Origin of the sequence: Bacillus sp. FH, from assembly GCF_052216825.1 — a bacterium.
Taxonomy (GTDB): Bacteria; Bacillota; Bacilli; order Bacillales; family Bacillaceae_G; genus Bacillus_A; species Bacillus_A paranthracis.
In genome coordinates this window covers 1,291,766-1,308,503 of record NZ_JBQOUU010000001.1, presented here as the reverse complement: position 1 = coordinate 1,308,503, position 16,738 = coordinate 1,291,766, and the positions used below count along the sequence as shown (strand labels likewise).

Annotated in this window: 19 protein-coding genes and 1 pseudogene; 14 read left to right on the top strand and 6 right to left on the bottom strand. The window is 35.6% G+C overall.

Translation table 11 applies throughout. The features are described 5' to 3' along the window. The first annotated feature begins 15 nt into the window (after positions 1-15). Positions 16-819, top strand: a complete 804-nt coding sequence (locus ACTT1L_RS06870; RefSeq protein ID WP_442821837.1) for an HAD family hydrolase — start codon at positions 16-18, stop codon at positions 817-819. 30 nt (positions 820-849) lie between these two features. Here ACTT1L_RS06870 and ACTT1L_RS06865 read toward each other — a convergent pair whose 3' ends face one another. Then, a complete protein-coding gene (locus ACTT1L_RS06865) occupies positions 850-1,716 on the bottom strand; it encodes a DUF1002 domain-containing protein (protein WP_442821836.1) in 867 nt (288 codons plus the stop codon). 187 nt (positions 1,717-1,903) lie between these two features. On the opposite strand from ACTT1L_RS06865, the gene ACTT1L_RS06860 reads away from it, so the two are divergent. The 3 genes from ACTT1L_RS06860 (at position 1,904) to ribT (ending at position 3,174) form a co-directional block, all read left to right on the top strand. After that, positions 1,904-2,341, top strand: coding sequence for a peptidylprolyl isomerase (locus ACTT1L_RS06860; protein ID WP_000853792.1), 438 nt, complete (start codon positions 1,904-1,906; stop codon positions 2,339-2,341). A gap of 213 nt (positions 2,342-2,554) precedes the next feature. Further along, the gene (locus tag ACTT1L_RS06855; RefSeq protein WP_442821835.1) at positions 2,555-2,737 is read left to right on the top strand and encodes a hypothetical protein; all 183 of its coding nucleotides are present in this window, start codon (positions 2,555-2,557) and stop codon (positions 2,735-2,737) included. 68 nt (positions 2,738-2,805) lie between these two features. Beyond that, the gene (gene ribT, locus ACTT1L_RS06850) at positions 2,806-3,174 is read left to right on the top strand and encodes a GNAT family N-acetyltransferase RibT (protein ID WP_000908397.1); all 369 of its coding nucleotides are present in this window, start codon (positions 2,806-2,808) and stop codon (positions 3,172-3,174) included. Between the two features lie 20 nt (positions 3,175-3,194). On the opposite strand, the gene ACTT1L_RS06845 is transcribed toward ribT, so the two are convergent. Together ACTT1L_RS06845 and ACTT1L_RS06840 are read right to left on the bottom strand one after the other, a co-directional pair. Continuing rightward, positions 3,195-3,713 (bottom strand): DUF309 domain-containing protein, encoded by a 519-nt coding sequence (locus ACTT1L_RS06845; protein ID WP_000283586.1) that lies wholly within the window; start codon positions 3,711-3,713, stop codon positions 3,195-3,197. A 98-nt stretch (positions 3,714-3,811) separates the two neighbouring features. Continuing rightward, positions 3,812-3,907, bottom strand: coding sequence for a YjcZ family sporulation protein (locus ACTT1L_RS06840; protein WP_000510194.1), 96 nt, complete (start codon positions 3,905-3,907; stop codon positions 3,812-3,814). 169 nt (positions 3,908-4,076) lie between these two features. On the opposite strand from ACTT1L_RS06840, the gene scpA reads away from it, so the two are divergent. The 6 genes from scpA (at position 4,077) to ACTT1L_RS06810 (ending at position 9,336) form a co-directional block, all read left to right on the top strand. Further along, positions 4,077-4,820, top strand: coding sequence for a segregation/condensation protein A (gene scpA, locus ACTT1L_RS06835; RefSeq protein ID WP_001199760.1), 744 nt, complete (start codon positions 4,077-4,079; stop codon positions 4,818-4,820). Positions 4,821-4,977: 157 nt separating this feature from the next. Beyond that, positions 4,978-5,550, top strand: a complete 573-nt coding sequence (gene scpB / locus ACTT1L_RS06830; RefSeq protein ID WP_000376222.1) for a segregation/condensation protein ScpB — start codon at positions 4,978-4,980, stop codon at positions 5,548-5,550. A gap of 78 nt (positions 5,551-5,628) precedes the next feature. Then, entirely contained in the window at positions 5,629-6,531 is a 903-nt protein-coding gene (locus tag ACTT1L_RS06825) for a ComEC/Rec2 family competence protein (protein ID WP_061132239.1), read from the top strand. Positions 6,532-6,739: 208 nt separating this feature from the next. After that, a complete protein-coding gene (nagA, locus tag ACTT1L_RS06820; RefSeq protein ID WP_442821963.1) occupies positions 6,740-7,882 on the top strand; it encodes an N-acetylglucosamine-6-phosphate deacetylase in 1,143 nt (380 codons plus the stop codon). Positions 7,883-7,886: 4 nt separating this feature from the next. After that, a complete protein-coding gene (gene nagB, locus ACTT1L_RS06815; RefSeq protein WP_001024206.1) occupies positions 7,887-8,675 on the top strand; it encodes a glucosamine-6-phosphate deaminase in 789 nt (262 codons plus the stop codon). Next, positions 8,605-9,336 carry a GntR family transcriptional regulator gene (locus ACTT1L_RS06810; RefSeq protein ID WP_012644586.1) on the top strand — a complete coding sequence of 244 codons (732 nt, stop codon included), beginning with the start codon at positions 8,605-8,607 and terminating at the stop codon, positions 9,334-9,336. The genes nagB and ACTT1L_RS06810 overlap by 71 nt, the downstream gene beginning before the upstream one ends. 70 nt (positions 9,337-9,406) lie before the next feature. Here ACTT1L_RS06810 and ACTT1L_RS06805 read toward each other — a convergent pair whose 3' ends face one another. Beyond that, entirely contained in the window at positions 9,407-10,213 is an 807-nt protein-coding gene (locus ACTT1L_RS06805) for a Cof-type HAD-IIB family hydrolase (RefSeq protein ID WP_000594235.1), read from the bottom strand. A gap of 165 nt (positions 10,214-10,378) precedes the next feature. Between ACTT1L_RS06805 and glcT the strand changes: the two are divergent. The 4 genes and pseudogenes from glcT (at position 10,379) to ptsP (ending at position 15,741) form a co-directional block, all read left to right on the top strand. After that, a pseudogene (glcT, locus tag ACTT1L_RS06800) lies at positions 10,379-11,226 on the top strand (glucose PTS transporter transcription antiterminator GlcT). A gap of 339 nt (positions 11,227-11,565) precedes the next feature. After that, positions 11,566-13,629, top strand: a complete 2,064-nt coding sequence (gene ptsG, locus ACTT1L_RS06795; RefSeq protein ID WP_048557607.1) for a PTS glucose transporter subunit IIABC — start codon at positions 11,566-11,568, stop codon at positions 13,627-13,629. 136 nt (positions 13,630-13,765) lie between these two features. After that, positions 13,766-14,029: a phosphocarrier protein HPr gene (ptsH, locus tag ACTT1L_RS06790; protein WP_000411079.1), complete on the top strand. Its 264-nt coding sequence runs from the start codon at positions 13,766-13,768 to the stop codon at positions 14,027-14,029. Continuing rightward, on the top strand, positions 14,029-15,741 hold the full coding sequence (gene ptsP, locus ACTT1L_RS06785) for a phosphoenolpyruvate--protein phosphotransferase (RefSeq protein WP_000174221.1): 1,713 nt from the start codon (positions 14,029-14,031) through the stop codon (positions 15,739-15,741). Before ptsH ends, ptsP begins: the two co-directional genes overlap by 1 nt. 97 nt (positions 15,742-15,838) lie before the next feature. Here the strand turns inward: ptsP and ACTT1L_RS06780 are convergent, their stop codons facing one another. Continuing rightward, entirely contained in the window at positions 15,839-16,210 is a 372-nt protein-coding gene (locus ACTT1L_RS06780; RefSeq protein ID WP_000468014.1) for a DUF3915 family protein, read from the bottom strand. A 196-nt stretch (positions 16,211-16,406) separates the two neighbouring features. Continuing rightward, the gene (locus tag ACTT1L_RS06775) at positions 16,407-16,625 is read right to left on the bottom strand and encodes a hypothetical protein (RefSeq protein WP_000100487.1); all 219 of its coding nucleotides are present in this window, start codon (positions 16,623-16,625) and stop codon (positions 16,407-16,409) included. Between the last annotated feature and the right edge of the window lie 113 nt (positions 16,626-16,738).

Sequence of the window (16,738 nt, the reverse complement as noted above, 5' to 3'; positions counted from 1 at the left end):
GAGTAGATATTGTGTATGGAAGGGGAAGAGGACATGATTAAATTATTTGTAAGTGATTTAGACGACACGCTCGTTTACGATGTAAATCATATGCAAAAAGAAGATGAACGTGCAATTTGTTGGTTAGCTGAAAAAGGGACAAATATTTGTTTTGCCTCAGGCCGCTTTACTTATCGAATTGATGAAGTCGTAAATAGGTTTGAATTCCCATATTACACAACTGGCTTAAATGGAGCGACAATGTTACTTCCGGATGGGAATTTGTTTTATGAATCGAGTTTTGAAAATACGGTTGCCCAGGAAATATATCGATATATACATAAAAAAGGACTAGCGGATATTGTTTGTGCAAATGAGCAGCGATATACAAAAAGGAAGAATGAACATCACCATAATTTTGAAGCGTATATGGGCGTGCATATCGCTGAAATTGAAGCGTTAGAAGAGGAATTTGGTAAAACTGTACATCCTGCGAAATTGTTTGTTTTTGGGGAAGAAGAGACAATTGAAGCATTAGATCAAGAATTACGAGATACATTTCAGAATGAAGCGGAAGTTTTTATGTCTGGTAAACGCTATGTTGACATTATGCCAAGGGGAGTAAGTAAAGGGAGTGCTTTAAGACGACTAATGGAACATTTGCAAATTGAAGCAAATGAAGTTGCATGCATTGGAGATTCTTTCAATGATATTTCTATGTTTGAAGTAACCCCGCATTCATTTACTCTGCACCATGCTCATCCATATGTGAAGGAGAAAGCGAATCATATTGTTCGTTCGGTTGAAGAAGCTATTATGAAATTGCCGTTACTTGTATAAAAAAGAAGCTCGCTACTAGCGAGCTTCTTTTTACTTGAATAACGATTTAACAAAATCAATGATACTTGAGAAGAAATCTTTCACTTTATCTAGGAAACTTTGCCCGTCTTCAGATCCTAAAAAGGCAGAAACGTGTTCTTTTGCTTTATTTAACTGACTGCCAACTTGATTCCAATCAATGTTAAGATTTTTCATTTTATCAAATAGAGCAACTAAGTTATCTAACTGTTCATCCGTTAATGTAATACCAAGTTGATCCGCAATTTTTTTAATTAATGAACGTAAATCTTCAGTCGTTTTTGGCTGCTCTTTCGCAATTTCTTCTTTAATTTTCGCAACAAGTTGAACTGCTTTTTCTTCACCAATTTTATCGCCGAGCTGGGATGTTTGCACCATTTCTTCATTGGCTACTTTTTTTACTTCCTCAGGAATTGCTTTGTTTGATGTTGTCTCATAGGCTTTCATTAAACCAGTTAAAGCAGCAGTTCCAGAAACTTTAAATGGTGCAGTAATTTGAATTTCTGCATCTTTCACACCTGCTGTAATAAGTGCGTTTGTGTACATTGCATCTGTTATTGAATTAATGTTTTTTGAACGTACAATGAGACCAGAACCTGGCTTTGTGTATGTGATCATAGAAGAGGAAATTGCTCTCGTACCAATTTGCGCTTTTGGAACAATCCCTTCTAGAAATTTATGTTCTTCCGCATTAGACACAGTAATAATTGTAGCATCTTTTGGTGCTTTCATTTCTTTTAACAGATCTTGTTTTTGTTGTTCAGACAAGTTTTCTCCTAGTGTAACAATTGATTCTCCTTCGATGATGTCTGCAAACGAAGCTGTTGGCATAATAAATACTGCTACAGCTAATAGCAGAGCTAGTAATTTCGTTTTCACGAAAAATCGCTCCCTTTCTCTTTCTAAAATTTTCGGGCAACACAGTTATTATAGTATATATTTCTTATTTGTCACCTAGCTTTTTCCACATTTCAAAAAAGAAGTATGTAGATTGTCGGATTCTTTTTGTTTCTAGTCATGAATGTGGTAATATAGTGCTGAGATAGTTGAAAGGAGACATATACGTATGAAAACTTTAGGATACATAGTAATGGAAAATGGTGAAAAAATCGATTTGGAATTTTTCCCAGAAGAGGCACCAAAAACAGTAGAAAACTTTAAAAAACTAGCAGAGCAAGGATTTTATGATGGTGTGACATTCCACCGCGTTATTCCTGGCTTCGTAAGCCAAGGTGGAGACCCAACAGGAACAGGTGCGGGTGGCCCAGGTTACTCTATCCCATGTGAAACTGATGGAAATCCTCATAGACACCTTGTAGGATCACTTTCTATGGCTCATGCTGGCCGTAACACAGGCGGTAGCCAATTCTTTATCGTTCATGAGCCACAGCCACACTTAGATGGTGTACATACTGTATTCGGTAAAGTAACAAGCGGTATTGAAACAGTATTAAACATGCGTCAAGGTGATGTAATGAAAGAAGTTAAAGTTTGGGAAGAATAAGTGAATGAGAAAAGAGAGCTATTGCTCTCTTTTTTTAATAGGAATGGGTATTTCGTTTACGGTACATGATACAAGTAGTAATGTGATTGTAGTGAAAATAAGTCGCTTATGAGAACAAAATATTAACAAATTACATAGAATACATTAGATTACACATTTCAATAAAAGTTGTTTATTACATTCATTTTGCTAGAATTCATCTGCTCTAAGGTGATGAATAGTGAAGTGATAATGAGCGGTGGATATTTCTTTTCACTTTCATATAACAGTGTTTCTTCTTTTATCTACTTAACAAAAATAGTAATGAAATGTATATTTGACTTTCTTCTTTTCGCTTTGTATGATTATCAAGTTGTTTTAAGCTCTTCTCACTCTGTTGAAAATATTGTAAAATGAATGTGATATGAAAAGAGTGATTGAGGGGATTTAATAGTTTGTAACTTTTGTAAGAAGGGATAAGGGTTATGTTAATTCGTTTTAAAAAAAGTTATGAAAAGATTGCAATGGGGCTTCTTTCATTTATGCCAACTGAAAAAGATGTGAAAACATTACAATTGACTATGAAAGATTATGAAGCAAAGGATGATTGGCAATTGTATTTGTGGAAACAAAACGAAGATTTTGTTGGGATAATGGGGATTGTAAAAAAAGAGAATCAAGTTTTGGAAATTCAGCATTTGAGTGTGAATCCATCTCACCGTCATATGGGTATTGGGACGAAGATGGTTCAAGAGTTAAAGAGTAAATTTCTTGAATTTACAATTTGCGGAAATGAGCAAACAGCAAGTTTTTGCAAAAAGTGTAAAGGGCTTGAACAAAATATACATTCGTGAAAGCAGAGATAAGTAGTTTATTATCTCTGCTTTCTTTTTTGTAATTGTTCGTTTCGTTCAGCGATGACTTCTGTTCGATCACGTAATGTATGCTTATGTATTATAAATTCATTAGAAGTAGCATTCACGTCTTTCCAAGGAAGGTTTTGTTTCTGACATAATTCTATGCAGTACTTTTCTAATGTTGTATCCGACAATGGTAAAAATAACGGTGTAAAACTTTCTTTTTTCTGGATAGATTGCAATTTATCTTTGAGTAAGAACAGAAGTTGTGCCTCATTTATTCCTAAACGAAGTAAATGTGCACTGTTTTTTTCTAAAATCGTTATGGCGCTTTTCATCATCTTCTCTGCGCCATTCCAGTTAGAGCGTCTGTGATGGTATAAAGAAACTGCAATTTGAATGAGGCCGACTAAATAATGATCCCGGTTTCCTCTCGGTTTTGTTTTCCAATATTCTTCCAGTATTTCGTGGCATTCAAAATAATCATAATCTCCGTGAAAATGAATTAAAAACTGTATGTATTCCGTAGGATACATTTTCTTCGCCCCTATCTAACGGTTATAAGTATAAGTTTATCATAGAAATATGAACAATAAACGACTAGGGAATTTCTCCCTAGTCGTTATTGTTCATATTAGCAGAAGCAAGCTGCCCCTACAATAATGAGTAAAATAAACAATACAACAAGTAATGCGAACCCACCGCTAAAACCACAATCAACGTGACCCATAGTTTTTTGACCTCCTACATTGTTCTTACTACACTGTTATCATATGAAGTGGTGGGCATGATGCCATAGGCATAGGTCTATTTTTAATTAAATTTCTTAAAAAGGTTGGATAGAACATGAGTATGCTCTATACTTATGTTGTTATAGAAAAAATGTGGTGGGATGCTTTGTGCAGTATAATTTTAAAGTAGAGGCTTTTGAAGGGCCTTTAGATTTATTGTTACATTTAATACATCGTTATGAAATTGATATATATAATATTCCTGTAGCGGAAATTACAGAGCAATATTTATCTTATGTTCATACGATGAAAGAACTACAATTAGATGTTGCAAGTGAGTATTTAGTAATGGCTGCAACGTTATTACAAATTAAAAGTAAAATGTTGTTGCCGAAACATGAAGAAGATGTACTTGATAACGGTGATGACTTTATAGATGATCCTCGTCAAGAATTGATGGAGAGGTTAATTGAATATAAGAAATATAAGCAAGTTGCTACTGAACTAAAAGAAAGAGAACAAGAAAGAGCACAGCTATATACACGTCCGCCAATTGATTTTACATCGTTGCAACAAGAAGAGGAGACAAGCTTGCCTCTTGATGTTACGTTATATGATATGCTAGCGGCATTTCAAAAATTAATGCGCCGTAAAAAAGCAAAGAAACCTGTGACAACACGTATTACTCGTCAAGAAATACCAATTGAACAGCGTATGACGGATATTTTAAAGCTGTTAGAAATACAAGGTGGTCGTCAAAGTTTTTATGATTTGTTTGTTGATGATGAACGGGAAATAATGGTTGTAACATTTTTAGCGGTTCTTGAGCTTATGAAAAATCAACAAATCGTAATTGAACAAGAACATAATTTTGATGAAATTTTCGTATCAAGCTATACTAAATCTGCATAGAGTTAGTATGGAAAATGGGATAGAAATAGTATATCTCATGCTAGGTTTGAATGTATCGTTTGGAACAAGAGAAAAATATTGAACCGAACGCATTGATTGTGATTCGGTTTTTTGATGTGTATTTTTATGGAGAAAATAGGAGGAAGGAGCTCGTAAGATGGATAGAACAGAACAGAAATCAATCATTGAAGGGCTTTTATTTGTTTCTGGTGATGAAGGGATTTCTCCTGAACAAATAGCAAAAGTCCTTGAAATTGAAGGAAACGAAGTAATCGATATTTTAGAAGAAATGCAAAAAGAATGTGAAGGTGCACACCGAGGTTTGCAAATTGTACAGTATGCAAAAGTATATCGTTTTGCTACAAAGAAAGAACATGCGTCGTACTATCAAAAACTAATAGATATCCCAACAGCTGCTTCACTCTCTCAGGCTGCGCTAGAAACGTTAGCAATTGTTGCATATCGTCAACCCATTACAAGAACAGAAATGGAAGAGATTAGAGGAGTAAAAACCGATAAGGCGTTACAAACGTTAGTATCACACTTACTTATAAAAGAAATGGGAAGAGCAGAAGGACCTGGGCGTCCGATTTTATATGGAACGACGAAAGAATTTTTAGACACATTTGGATTAAAAACATTAGATGATTTACCTCCGCTTTCTGAAGAAAACGAACAAATGAATGAAGCGGATTTATTCTTTGGTTCTTTACAAGAGATATCGAAATAAAAGCTTAGCATTTTGCTAAGCTTTTTTTGTATATCAATTATATACCGTGCCATACTAATTGAAAAAAGGAGACGAGTTATGAGAGGTATACGAAGTATTTTATTATTAGTTTCTGTTTTGTTATGCTTTTCTTTAAATAGTGCATCGGCAAAAAGGTATATGATGTCTATTCATACCGCGTCTCCTTTACATATGCAGCGGCAACATTTTGGTAAAATGAAAGTGAGTTTCTTAAAAGTTGGGCAAGGTGATGCAACACTTATTATATTGCCAAATGGACAAACGATGTTAATTGATGGAGGACCTTATGAAGCTGGTGAGGTTATCATCCAAAAGCTAATTGAAAAAGGAATTAACCATTTAGATGCTATCGTCAGTACTCATCCTGATATGGATCATATTGGAGGGCTCATTCCGATTGTAGAGCAAATGCCGGTATCACTTATATTAGATAGTGGAAAAACATATAGTTCTCTCACTTATCATACGTATCGAAATCATATAAAGAAAAGGGGAATCCCTTTCATTTCAGTAAAAGAGGGCCAATACATACCGCTAGATCCGCATGTTTCCATACAAGTATTAAACAATGGGAAGTCCAAAGATGAAAATAATGAATCTTCAATTGTATTAAAGGTTCGGTATGGTAAGGCAGATTTTTTACTAATGGGTGATGCTGATGTGCGGACGGAAACTGAAATATTAAAGCAATTTGATGTACATGCAGATGTGCTAAAGGTGGGACATCATGGCTCATATACTTCAACAAGTGAAAGGTTTATAAAGAAGGTAGAACCACAGTTCGCGATTCTTTCTTATGGTAGCAAAAATCCGTATGGGCATCCGCATCAAAGTGTAGTGAGACGATTAAAACGGCGTGGTATAATGATGTATGGAACAAATAGACGTACGGTAGAAATAGAAACAGACGGCGAACATATTACAATAGGGTCTAGCGGATTAATGCCATTACTTAAGTGATTCATACGTTAGATGATATAGTTCCTTTTTGGAAAAAATGAATAACATATATTATAATTGCGAGAGACGTACTAAGCTTCCTTTTTGTTAAGCAAAGAGGAAATTTCATTAGAATGTATAGACAACTACTCGTGCATATATTAAGATGGAATTAGGCGAATAAGGTAATAATAACAAGTAGGTATTTCATGGGAAAGGATCGATGAAAATGAAAACGCAAGTTGTCATCAATGCCAAAATTTATACAGGTCAAGAAGTAGTAGAAAACGGATTTATTCGTTACGCAGAAACAATTAAAGAAATTGGTTTGATGGCTCAATATGTATCACAAGAAAATGAAACTGTTTTAGATGCGGCAGGGAAAATTGTGATTCCAGGTATGATTGATGTTCATATTCATGGTGGATACGATATTGATGCGATGGATGCAAATAGCGATGGGTTAGTAACTCTAGGGAAAGAAATGTTAAAAGAAGGAGTTACAACTTACTTCCCAACAACAATGACACAAGCTCCAGAAGCAATTGAAGCAGCACTACATGCTGCGAAGGAAGCGAAAGAAAAAGGAGCGCATTTCGAATATATTCACTTAGAAGGACCGTATGTTTCAAAAAAACGTGCAGGTGCACAACCACTTGAACATATTGTTCCTGCGAATATTGAACAATTTAAACAATGGCAGGAAGCAAGCGGAAATTTAATTAAATTAGTAACATACGCACCTGAAGAAGAAGGAGCGTTAGAGTTTGAGCAGTATCTTGCTGAAACTGGTGTTGTCGGCACAATGGGGCATACAGATGCAATTGATGCGCAACTAAAAAATAGAAACATTACACATGCAACGCATTTATATAATCAAATGCGTGGATTACATCACCGTGAACCAGGAGTTGTTGGTCATGTGTTATTAAATCCAGATGTAATGGTTGAAGTAATTACAGATGGTATTCACATTCACCCAGATATGGTGAAATTAGCATATAAATTAAAAGGACCGAAAAAAGTAAGTGTTATTACTGACGCAATGCGTGCAAAAGGTCTTGAAGATGGATTATATGAGCTTGGCGGACAGCCAGTACATGTAAAAGAGGGTAGTGCTCGATTAGAAGATGGAACGTTAGCTGGTAGTATTCTAAAAATGGATCAAGCTTTCCGAAATGTAATTGAATTTACAGGTTGTTCAATCGAAGATGCAGTACTAATGACATCAGTGAACCAAGCAGAAGAGTTTGGATTAAATAATAAAGGTGCATTAGCGGTAGGAAAAGATGCAGACTTTGTTGTGATGAATGAAGATTTACATGTATATGATACGGTTCGTTTAGGAATTCATATGAAGGAAGGGAAGTAATGAAATGAATATTCTTGTTGTAAAAACTCCAGAAGAACTAGCAGAAGCAGGTTATAAATTAATTGAAGAAGTTGTAAAAACAAAAGAAAATCCAACATTAGGAATGGCTACAGGAAGCTCTCCATTAGGTATTTATGCAGAAATGCGAAAAAATAAACTTGATACAAGCCGTGTAACCACTGTAAACTTAGATGAGTACGTAAATTTACCACATGAAGATAAAAACAGCTATCACTATTTCATGCAAGAACAGTTGTTTGATCATCTTCCATTTAAACAAACTTATGTACCAAACGGGATGGCAAGTGATTTAGAGGAAGAGTGCAAACGTTACGAGGGCATTCTAGCTGCTAACCCAGTTGACCTACAGATTCTTGGAATCGGTGAAAACGGTCACATCGGATTTAACGAACCAGGAACACCGTTTAATTCTCCAACAAACATTGTTGAATTAACAGAATCTACACGCCAAGCAAACCTTCGCTTCTTCGAAAAAGAAGAAGATGTGCCAACTCATGCAATTACAATGGGAATTGGAAGCATTATGAAAGCGAAACAAATTCTACTTGTTGCTATGGGTTCTAAAAAGGCAGAAGCTGTTAAAGAATTATTGCAAGGTGCATATAGTGAAGCGTGTCCTGCTACAGTTTTACAACGTCATCCGAATGTAACCGTAATCGCTGATCAAGAAGCTCTATCTTTATGCAGTGAGGCGATTGCTGATGAACATCGACAAGTATTCACCATTTCCGATCTATTATCAGATTCAAGAGTGGGTGAAACAGCTAATTGAGGACGGCGAATGGAAGCCGGGAGATAAAATCCCATCTGAGAATGAACTTTGCGATAAGTTCGAAGTGAGTCGTATGACAATCAGACAGGCGATTAATAATTTAGTGGAACAAGGTTATTTATATCGGAAACGTGGAATCGGTACGTTTGTCCAACTTCCGAAAGTGGAACAAAAACTGCAAGGAATGACAGGATTCACGGAAGATATGATTTCTCGTGGGATGAACCCAAGTAGTCAATTATTAAGTTTCCGCCTAGTTCCAGCTACTGTGAAAATAGCAGACCGGCTGAGAATACAGGAGGGAGAGTCGGTTTATGAAGTGAGGCGTATTCGCTTAGCTGACGATGAACCGATTGCTTTTGAGACGACATATTTGTCGCCAGCTCTTGTAAAAGATATTAACGAAGAAATATTGCAACAATCTTTATATGAACATTTAGAGAAAAAACTGGGCTTCAAACTTGTTAGCGCTACTCAATCAATTGAAGCTTCAATTGCAACGGATAATGAAGCGGAACATCTGCATATTCCTAAAAAGGCGCCAGTGCTTGTCATGCGTCAATGGTCATATTCAGAAGGTGAAGTACCGTTAGAGTATGTGAAATGTATTTATCGTGGAGATCGTTATAAGTTTATTACAAACATCGCACGTAACAAATAATATATTTCAGTTTGTGAAGTACAGTAAATGTCAAATTGTTTAACATGTAAAGAAAAAATACGACTCATCCTTACAAGGAGTGAGTCGTATTTTTATTATGAGCAATTACGTGGTTAACAGCATCTTTAACTGTATTTACTACATAGTGAGCGTGTTCTTTTACTGCGTCATCTGCTTGAGCCATAGCAAAACTGTGAGGAGTTAGAGCAAACATTGGAATATCATTATAAGAATCCCCTATGCAAGCAACTTCCTCTGGTTGTAATTGAAACTCTTTTAATAAAACAGAAATAGCAGAACCTTTACTAATATTAGGTGGCATTACATCTAAGCATTGTTCTGCTGAAATGAACGTACTAACTTTTCCATGAAATTTTTCATCAATTTTTTTCTGAAGGAGTTGTAAGCTCTCCTTTGTGCCACCGACAGAAATTTTATTCGGGAAAATTGTATCATCTATTTTCTGTAATAAATTTGGTTCTTCGACAGAAGTCATCGTTACTTGTTGCTCAAGTTCGTGAATAAACGGTGTTTTTTCTTCAATGTAGTAATTATGTTCATCACTAACATAACGGAAATAAGGATCTTCATTCGTCATGTGTAACAATTCAGGAAGAATGCTGGAATCAAAAGTTGCAGATAATAGCTGCTTATTTTCATTTGTATATACAAAAACACCATTAACACTAATGCGGTGGAAATTTGTATTTACAGCTTTCATTAAGTCTGCAATTTCATTATCAAGTCGGCCAGAAGCGAAACAAAGAATCACATTTTGTTCAGCAAGACTACGAAGTGCTACAATATCCTGTTCGTCAATTAAACCTCCGTGTTGCATCATTGTACCGTCGATATCACTTACAAACATTTTAATCATGTTGTTATCTCCTTTCTATGTACAGTTGCTCTTACATTATACGCATCATATATAAACATGTCTAAAAAATGAATTTTTATGAAATGGTAGATGTTTTACATTGACGACAAAGAAGAATATTCTGTAACATAAAAGCAGGCTATTTAAGTACGAGGGTGGTGTTATATGAGTAATTATCTAGAAATTAAAAAAGTTTTAAATAATAATGTCATCATTGCTAGCCATCCTGAACATGAGGAAGTAGTAGTGATTGGTAAAGGAATTGGATTTGGGAAAAAAGCGAAAGATGTATTGGAGCAAGAACAAATTGAAAAAATGTTTGTTCTAAAAAATGAACGTGATCGTGAACAATACAAACTGCTAGTTCCGCATGTGAGTGAAAAATTAATTGAATTAATGAATGATATTATGTTCTATATTCAAGAAAAAGCAAAATCCCCATTGAATGAACATATTCATATCGCTTTAACAGATCATATTTCTTTTGCAATTAAGCGTTTAAAACAAGGGTTTACAATTGATAATCCTTTTTTAGTTGAAACGAAAATGCTCTATCCAGAGGAATATAAAATTGCTGAAGGTGTTGTAAACCTTTTAAATTCTCGTTTGCAAATTACATTGCCAGAAGGAGAAATCGGGTTTATTGCACTGCATATTTACAGTTCACTTACAAATTCAGATTTATCTTCAGTTAATCAAAACTCCCGTCTCATCGCACAGCTTGTATCTTTAATTGAGACGAACTTACAAATTACATTAGACCAAGAAAGTATTCACTATTTACGCCTTATTCGTCATCTTCAATATGCTATTGAGAGGGTGAAAAAGGAGAAAAAGTAGAGGAATCGCAAAGTTTTGCTGATTTATTAAAGGCGGAATATCCTGTCTGTTATAATTTAGCTTGGAAGCTAGTTAAGGTTATGCAAAAAGAATTGCAACTTCCTGTTTATGAAGCAGAGAGTATATATTTAACGATGCACCTGCAGCGCTTAGTGAAGGCAGAGCATGTGTAAAATGACATATATTTTTGTCGAAAATGAAAACGTTAAAAAAAATCATTGAATCGCTTACAATAGTTATGTATAATAACTATTGCAAAGTTATACAAATTTCGACAAACACATTAAGGTATAAAACGAAAACGTTTGCCTTAATTATAGTGAACTTATACGTAAACCTATTTTTGACACGTGTTACTGATTCGATCAGGCATGAGTGGAGAAAAGTAAGGAATGTAAGCTAGAGAAAGGGATATACTACCCTTTGTATAGCTATCGTTCTATCTTTTTTTCCTCATGCCTTTTTGGCGTTTGTCGGAAGGTATCAATATAGATAAGAGAGGAAGGGTTTCCATGTTTAAGAAGATCTTTGGTGTTCTTCAAAAAGTCGGAAAAGCGCTTATGCTTCCAGTAGCGATTTTACCGGCAGCAGGTATTTTACTTGGATTTGGTAATGCATTTCAAAATCCACAGTTAACAAATGTTATTCCTGCTTTAAAAGCAGATTGGTTCGTAATGGTAGCAAAAATTATGGAACAATCTGGTGATATTATTTTCGCTAACCTTGCATTACTATTCGCAGTTGGGGTAGCAATTGGCTTAGCTGGTGGAGACGGAGTAGCTGGTTTAGCAGCATTCGTTGGCTACTTAATTATGAACAAAACGATGAGTGTGTTCTTAGAAGTAGATAAGCTAGTGAAAGTAACAAGTTCTGGAGCAGACCCAGTAAAAGTTGGATTTGCAGATCCAGCGTATGCAAACGTATTAGGAATTCCAACGCTACAAACTGGAGTGTTTGGTGGTATTATCGTCGGGATAGTAGCGGCATATTGCTATAATAAATACTTCAACATTGAATTACCATCATACTTAGGTTTCTTTGCAGGTAAGCGTTTCGTACCGATCGCAACTGCAACATTCTCTTTAATAGTAGGTATTATCATGTGCTTCGTTTGGCCATACATTCAAGGTGGCTTAAACACGTTCTCACATCAAATGATTGATGCAAATAGAACGTTAGCAGCATTTATTTTCGGTTTAATTGAACGTTCACTAATTCCATTTGGATTACATCACATTTTCTATTCACCGTTCTGGTTCGAATTCGGTCAGTATACAAATGCGGCTGGCGAATTAATTCGTGGTGACCAAAAAATCTTTATGGCACAGTTAAAAGACGGTGTAGAATTAACAGCAGGTACATTTACAACTGGTAAGTATCCGTTCATGATGTTCGGTCTTCCAGCGGCAGCTTTAGCAATGTACCATGAAGCACGTCCAGAAAATAAAAAATTAGCAGCTGGTATTTTAGGTTCTGCTGCATTAACATCTTTCTTAACAGGTATTACAGAGCCACTTGAATTTTCATTCTTATTCGTAGCACCAGTATTATTCGGAATTCACGCTGTATTCGCTGGTCTATCATTTATGACAATGCAAATTTTAGGTGTTAAAATTGGTATGACATTCTCTGGTGGTTTAATCGACTTCCTATTATTCGGTGTACTACCAGGCCGTACGGCATGGTGGTGGGTAATTATTGTTGGTCTTGTACTAGCGGTTATTTACTACTTCGGATTCCGATTTGCAATCCGTAAATGGGATTTAAAAACACCTGGCCGTGAAGTTGCAAATGGGAATGAAGGTACAGGAAAAGCAGAAGCTGGTGAACTTCCTCGTGAAGTATTAGTAGCACTTGGTGGTAAAGAAAACATTGCTTCTTTAGACGCTTGTATTACTCGTTTACGTGTTCAAGTTAACGAACAAAAGAATGTAAATAAAGATCGCTTGAAAGAACTTGGAGCAGCTGGTGTACTTGAAGTTGGAAATAACATTCAAGCTATTTTTGGACCGAAATCTGACACATTAAAATCACAAATTCATGATATTATGTCAGGTCGTACACCTCATGTTGAAAAAGCAGAGCCTGTAAAAGTAGAAGAAGCTCCTCAAAAAGTTGATGAAAACGAAACAATCGTTTCACCAATTGAAGGGAAAATCCTACCTATTACAGAAGTGCCGGATCAAGTATTCTCAGGAAAAATGATGGGAGATGGATTTGCAATTGAGCCAACAGAAGGAACAGTAGTTTCTCCAGTTAATGGTGAAATTGTCAACGTATTCCCTACAAAGCATGCAATTGGTATTCAATCTGAAGGTGGAAAAGAAATTTTAATCCACTTCGGTATTGATACTGTAAAATTAAATGGTGAAGGTTTTGAAGCACTTGTAGCGCAAGGTGACAAAGTGAAACAAGGACAACCATTATTAAAAGTAGATCTTGCATTTGTAAAAGAAAATGCACCATCTATCATTACACCAATTGTATTTACGAATTTACAGCAAGGGCAGCAAGTCGAATTGAAAAAAGATGGAAATGTTAAGAAGGGCGAAAACGCTATTATTGACATTCAGTAGGAATTTGACGCAAAATGTTTATAATTATAATAGGTGATGTGGTTGACCGAACATCGCCTATTATATACAATAGATGATGTAGTACTCACGTCTATACAACTAAAAAAATACTGTAATTTAAAGGAGATAAATTATCATGGAAAAAATCTTTAAAGTAACTAGCGACTCAGGAATTCATGCTCGTCCAGCAACTCTACTTGTAAACACTGCAAGCAAATTTGGTTCTGACATTAACTTAGAGTATAACGGAAAGAACGTTAACTTAAAATCAATCATGGGCGTTATGTCTTTAGGTATTCAACAAGGCGCGGAAATTAAAATCACTGCAAATGGTGATGATGCAGCTCAAGCACTAGCAGCTATCGAAGAAACTATGAAAAACGAAGGATTAGGAGAATAATGACTCTTAACATTCAAGGGATCGCTGCATCAAGTGGGATTGCTATTGCAAAGGCTTTCAGACTTGAAAATCCTGAATTTAACATCGAAAAGAAATCAATTACAAACGAAGCTGCAGAAATTGCACGCTTAGAAGCTGCGCTTGAGAAAGCAAAAACTGAATTAGAAGCTATTAAAGACCACGCTTTTGCTGAGCTAGGTGCTGACAAAGCTGCGATCTTTGAAGCACATTTATTAGTGTTAAATGATCCAGAACTAGTAAACCCAGTAAAAGATAAAGTAAATAGTGAAAAAGTAAATGCTGAATTTGCAATGGATGAAGTTGCATCAATGTTTATTTCTATGTTTGAAAACATGGATAACGAATATATGAAAGAACGTGCTGCGGACATTCGTGACGTAACAAAACGTGTTCTTGCACATTTACTAGGCATTAACTTCTCAAATCCTGGTACAATTTCTGAAGAAGTAATCATTATTGCTGAAGATTTAACACCATCTGATACAGCTCAGTTAAACCGTAAGTATGCAAAAGGTTTTACAACTGATATCGGTGGACGTACATCTCACTCTGCAATTATGGCTCGCTCTATGGAAATTCCAGCTGTTGTTGGTACGAAAGTTGTTATGGAGAAAATCCAAAACGGCGATATCGTAATCATCGATGGTTTAGATGGAGAAGTAATTGTTAATCCATCAGAAGAAACTCTTCGCTCGTTTGAAGAAAAGAAAGCGAAATTTGAAGAGCAAAAAGCTGAATGGGCAAAATTAAAAGATCAAGCTACTGTAACAAGTGATGGACATCACGTTGAGCTTGTTGCAAATATCGGAACACCAAATGATGTACAAGGTATTATCGATAATGGCGGAGAAGGCGTTGGTTTATACCGTACAGAATTCTTATACATGGGCCGTGACAATCTTCCAACAGAAGAAGAGCAGTTCGAAGCGTATAAAGCAGTTCTTGAAGGTGTAAAAGAAGGTCAACCTGTTGTTGTTCGTACACTTGACATCGGTGGAGATAAAGAGCTTCCATACTTACATTTACCAAAAGAAATGAACCCATTCTTAGGATACCGTGCAATTCGCTTATGTCTTGATGAGCAAGATGTGTTCCGTACACAACTTCGTGCATTACTTCGTGCTAGCGTATACGGTAACTTAAAAATTATGTTCCCAATGATTGCAACTCTTGATGAGTTCCGTCAAGCGAAAGCGATCTTATTAGAAGAGAAAGCAAAACTTGTAGAAGCGGGTACAACTGTTTCTGATTCTATTGAAGTTGGTATGATGGTTGAAATCCCAGCTTCAGCAGTATTAGCAGATCAATTTGCAAAAGAAGTTGATTTCTTCTCTATCGGAACAAACGACTTAATTCAATACACAATGGCTGCAGACCGTATGAACGAACAAGTATCTTACTTATACCAACCATATAACCCATCTATTTTACGTCTTGTAAAAATGGTTATCGATGCTGCTCATAAAGAAGGCAAATGGGCTGGTATGTGTGGTGAGATGGCGGGAGATTCACTTGCGATCCCATTATTATTAGGATTAGGTTTAGATGAGTTCAGTATGAGTGCAACATCTATTCTTCCTGCAAGAACACAACTAAGCAAGTTGTCAAAAGCAGAAATGGAAACATTAGCAGAAAAAGCATTAATGATGTCAACTGCTGAAGAAGTTGTTGAACTAGTTAAAAGTATATAATCAATAAAAAAACCTGAGTCGATTTGAAATCGGTCTCAGGTTTTTTCTATGAGAAAAGTAAAACTTATTTTCTTACTTTTGAAGATAAGGAACAAAATTAGATAGCGATAGCAACGATATCAGCTGGGCATACACGTAAAATACCAGTAAAAGTATTTCGGTTTTGATTGTGCTTATCGTCTTTATTGTTATCTTTGTTATCTTTGTCATTGTTATTACGAGCTAAAGCAGAGAAAAGAGCAACACCGTTACAGAAACCTTCAAAAATTACATTGTTGAAAGATCCAACACCTTTAACGCTTAATAGAGAAAGCTCTGTTCCAACTGAAATGCTAGCAAGTACGTTACATACAGCTGGTTGTTGTGGTCTAACTACTTCTTTCTCTTTCTCTTTCTCATGATGTCTGCACTCTCTTTCATGATGATGACAGTCTCTAAAGTTATCACAGCATCCAAATGATCCAAACATAATCCTCATCACCCCCTTCACACTTATAATCTATGTAAGTTCGGTAGTGAGTGACTGGACAGAGAGTGGAATTTTTTCTAGGGGAATTTCTCATTTTAAAAGACTAGCTGGGTGTTTATTACGGAATGATGTTTAAAATAGGATAGATATCACAAAAAAGTGTAAAGACCACCGAAATGAATGAAATAGGTAGCCTTTACACTTTTTTGCTTTTATATAAAACGATGATATATACAGGAAGAGCTAACAGTAGCGGTACAATGGATCGTGCAGTATGTTTTTCTGATTCTAATTGGAATGCTTCTTCTTTTGGAAATTGTAAAACTGAAATATTTGCAGCATCGCCAATAAAATATAGAAGCAGTACAGTTACTATGTAACATAAAAGTGCAATAAAGCTTCCGTATGAACTCAATGAAAATCCCTCTCTTGTTATCTATTTGTTATCATTGTATCATAATTGTAACAAAAACACACGGTTATATTTCGATGCTTTAACAAAATTCGACACGAAACGTCATTTATATG

Excerpts from the sequence above, each read along its gene's own strand:
- nagB (WP_001024206.1), top strand. The coding sequence starts at position 7,887 with ATGAATATTCTTGTTGTAAAAACTCCAGAAGAACTAGCAGAAGCAGGT.
- ribT (WP_000908397.1), top strand. The coding sequence starts at position 2,806 with ATGTTAATTCGTTTTAAAAAAAGTTATGAAAAGATTGCAATGGGGCTT.
- ptsH (WP_000411079.1), top strand. The coding sequence starts at position 13,766 with ATGGAAAAAATCTTTAAAGTAACTAGCGACTCAGGAATTCATGCTCGT.
- ACTT1L_RS06805 (WP_000594235.1), bottom strand. The coding sequence starts at position 10,213 with ATGATTAAAATGTTTGTAAGTGATATCGACGGTACAATGATGCAACAC.
- ptsP (WP_000174221.1), top strand. The coding sequence starts at position 14,029 with ATGACTCTTAACATTCAAGGGATCGCTGCATCAAGTGGGATTGCTATT.
- ACTT1L_RS06825 (WP_061132239.1), top strand. The coding sequence starts at position 5,629 with ATGAGAGGTATACGAAGTATTTTATTATTAGTTTCTGTTTTGTTATGC.
- ACTT1L_RS06845 (WP_000283586.1), bottom strand. The coding sequence starts at position 3,713 with ATGTATCCTACGGAATACATACAGTTTTTAATTCATTTTCACGGAGAT.
- ACTT1L_RS06780 (WP_000468014.1), bottom strand. The coding sequence starts at position 16,210 with ATGTTTGGATCATTTGGATGCTGTGATAACTTTAGAGACTGTCATCAT.
- scpB (WP_000376222.1), top strand. The coding sequence starts at position 4,978 with ATGGATAGAACAGAACAGAAATCAATCATTGAAGGGCTTTTATTTGTT.
- ACTT1L_RS06870 (WP_442821837.1), top strand. The coding sequence starts at position 16 with ATGGAAGGGGAAGAGGACATGATTAAATTATTTGTAAGTGATTTAGAC.
- ACTT1L_RS06840 (WP_000510194.1), bottom strand. The coding sequence starts at position 3,907 with ATGGGTCACGTTGATTGTGGTTTTAGCGGTGGGTTCGCATTACTTGTT.
- nagA (WP_442821963.1), top strand. The coding sequence starts at position 6,740 with ATGAAAACGCAAGTTGTCATCAATGCCAAAATTTATACAGGTCAAGAA.
- ACTT1L_RS06810 (WP_012644586.1), top strand. The coding sequence starts at position 8,605 with ATGAACATCGACAAGTATTCACCATTTCCGATCTATTATCAGATTCAA.
- ACTT1L_RS06855 (WP_442821835.1), top strand. The coding sequence starts at position 2,555 with ATGAATAGTGAAGTGATAATGAGCGGTGGATATTTCTTTTCACTTTCA.
- ACTT1L_RS06860 (WP_000853792.1), top strand. The coding sequence starts at position 1,904 with ATGAAAACTTTAGGATACATAGTAATGGAAAATGGTGAAAAAATCGAT.
- ptsG (WP_048557607.1), top strand. The coding sequence starts at position 11,566 with ATGTTTAAGAAGATCTTTGGTGTTCTTCAAAAAGTCGGAAAAGCGCTT.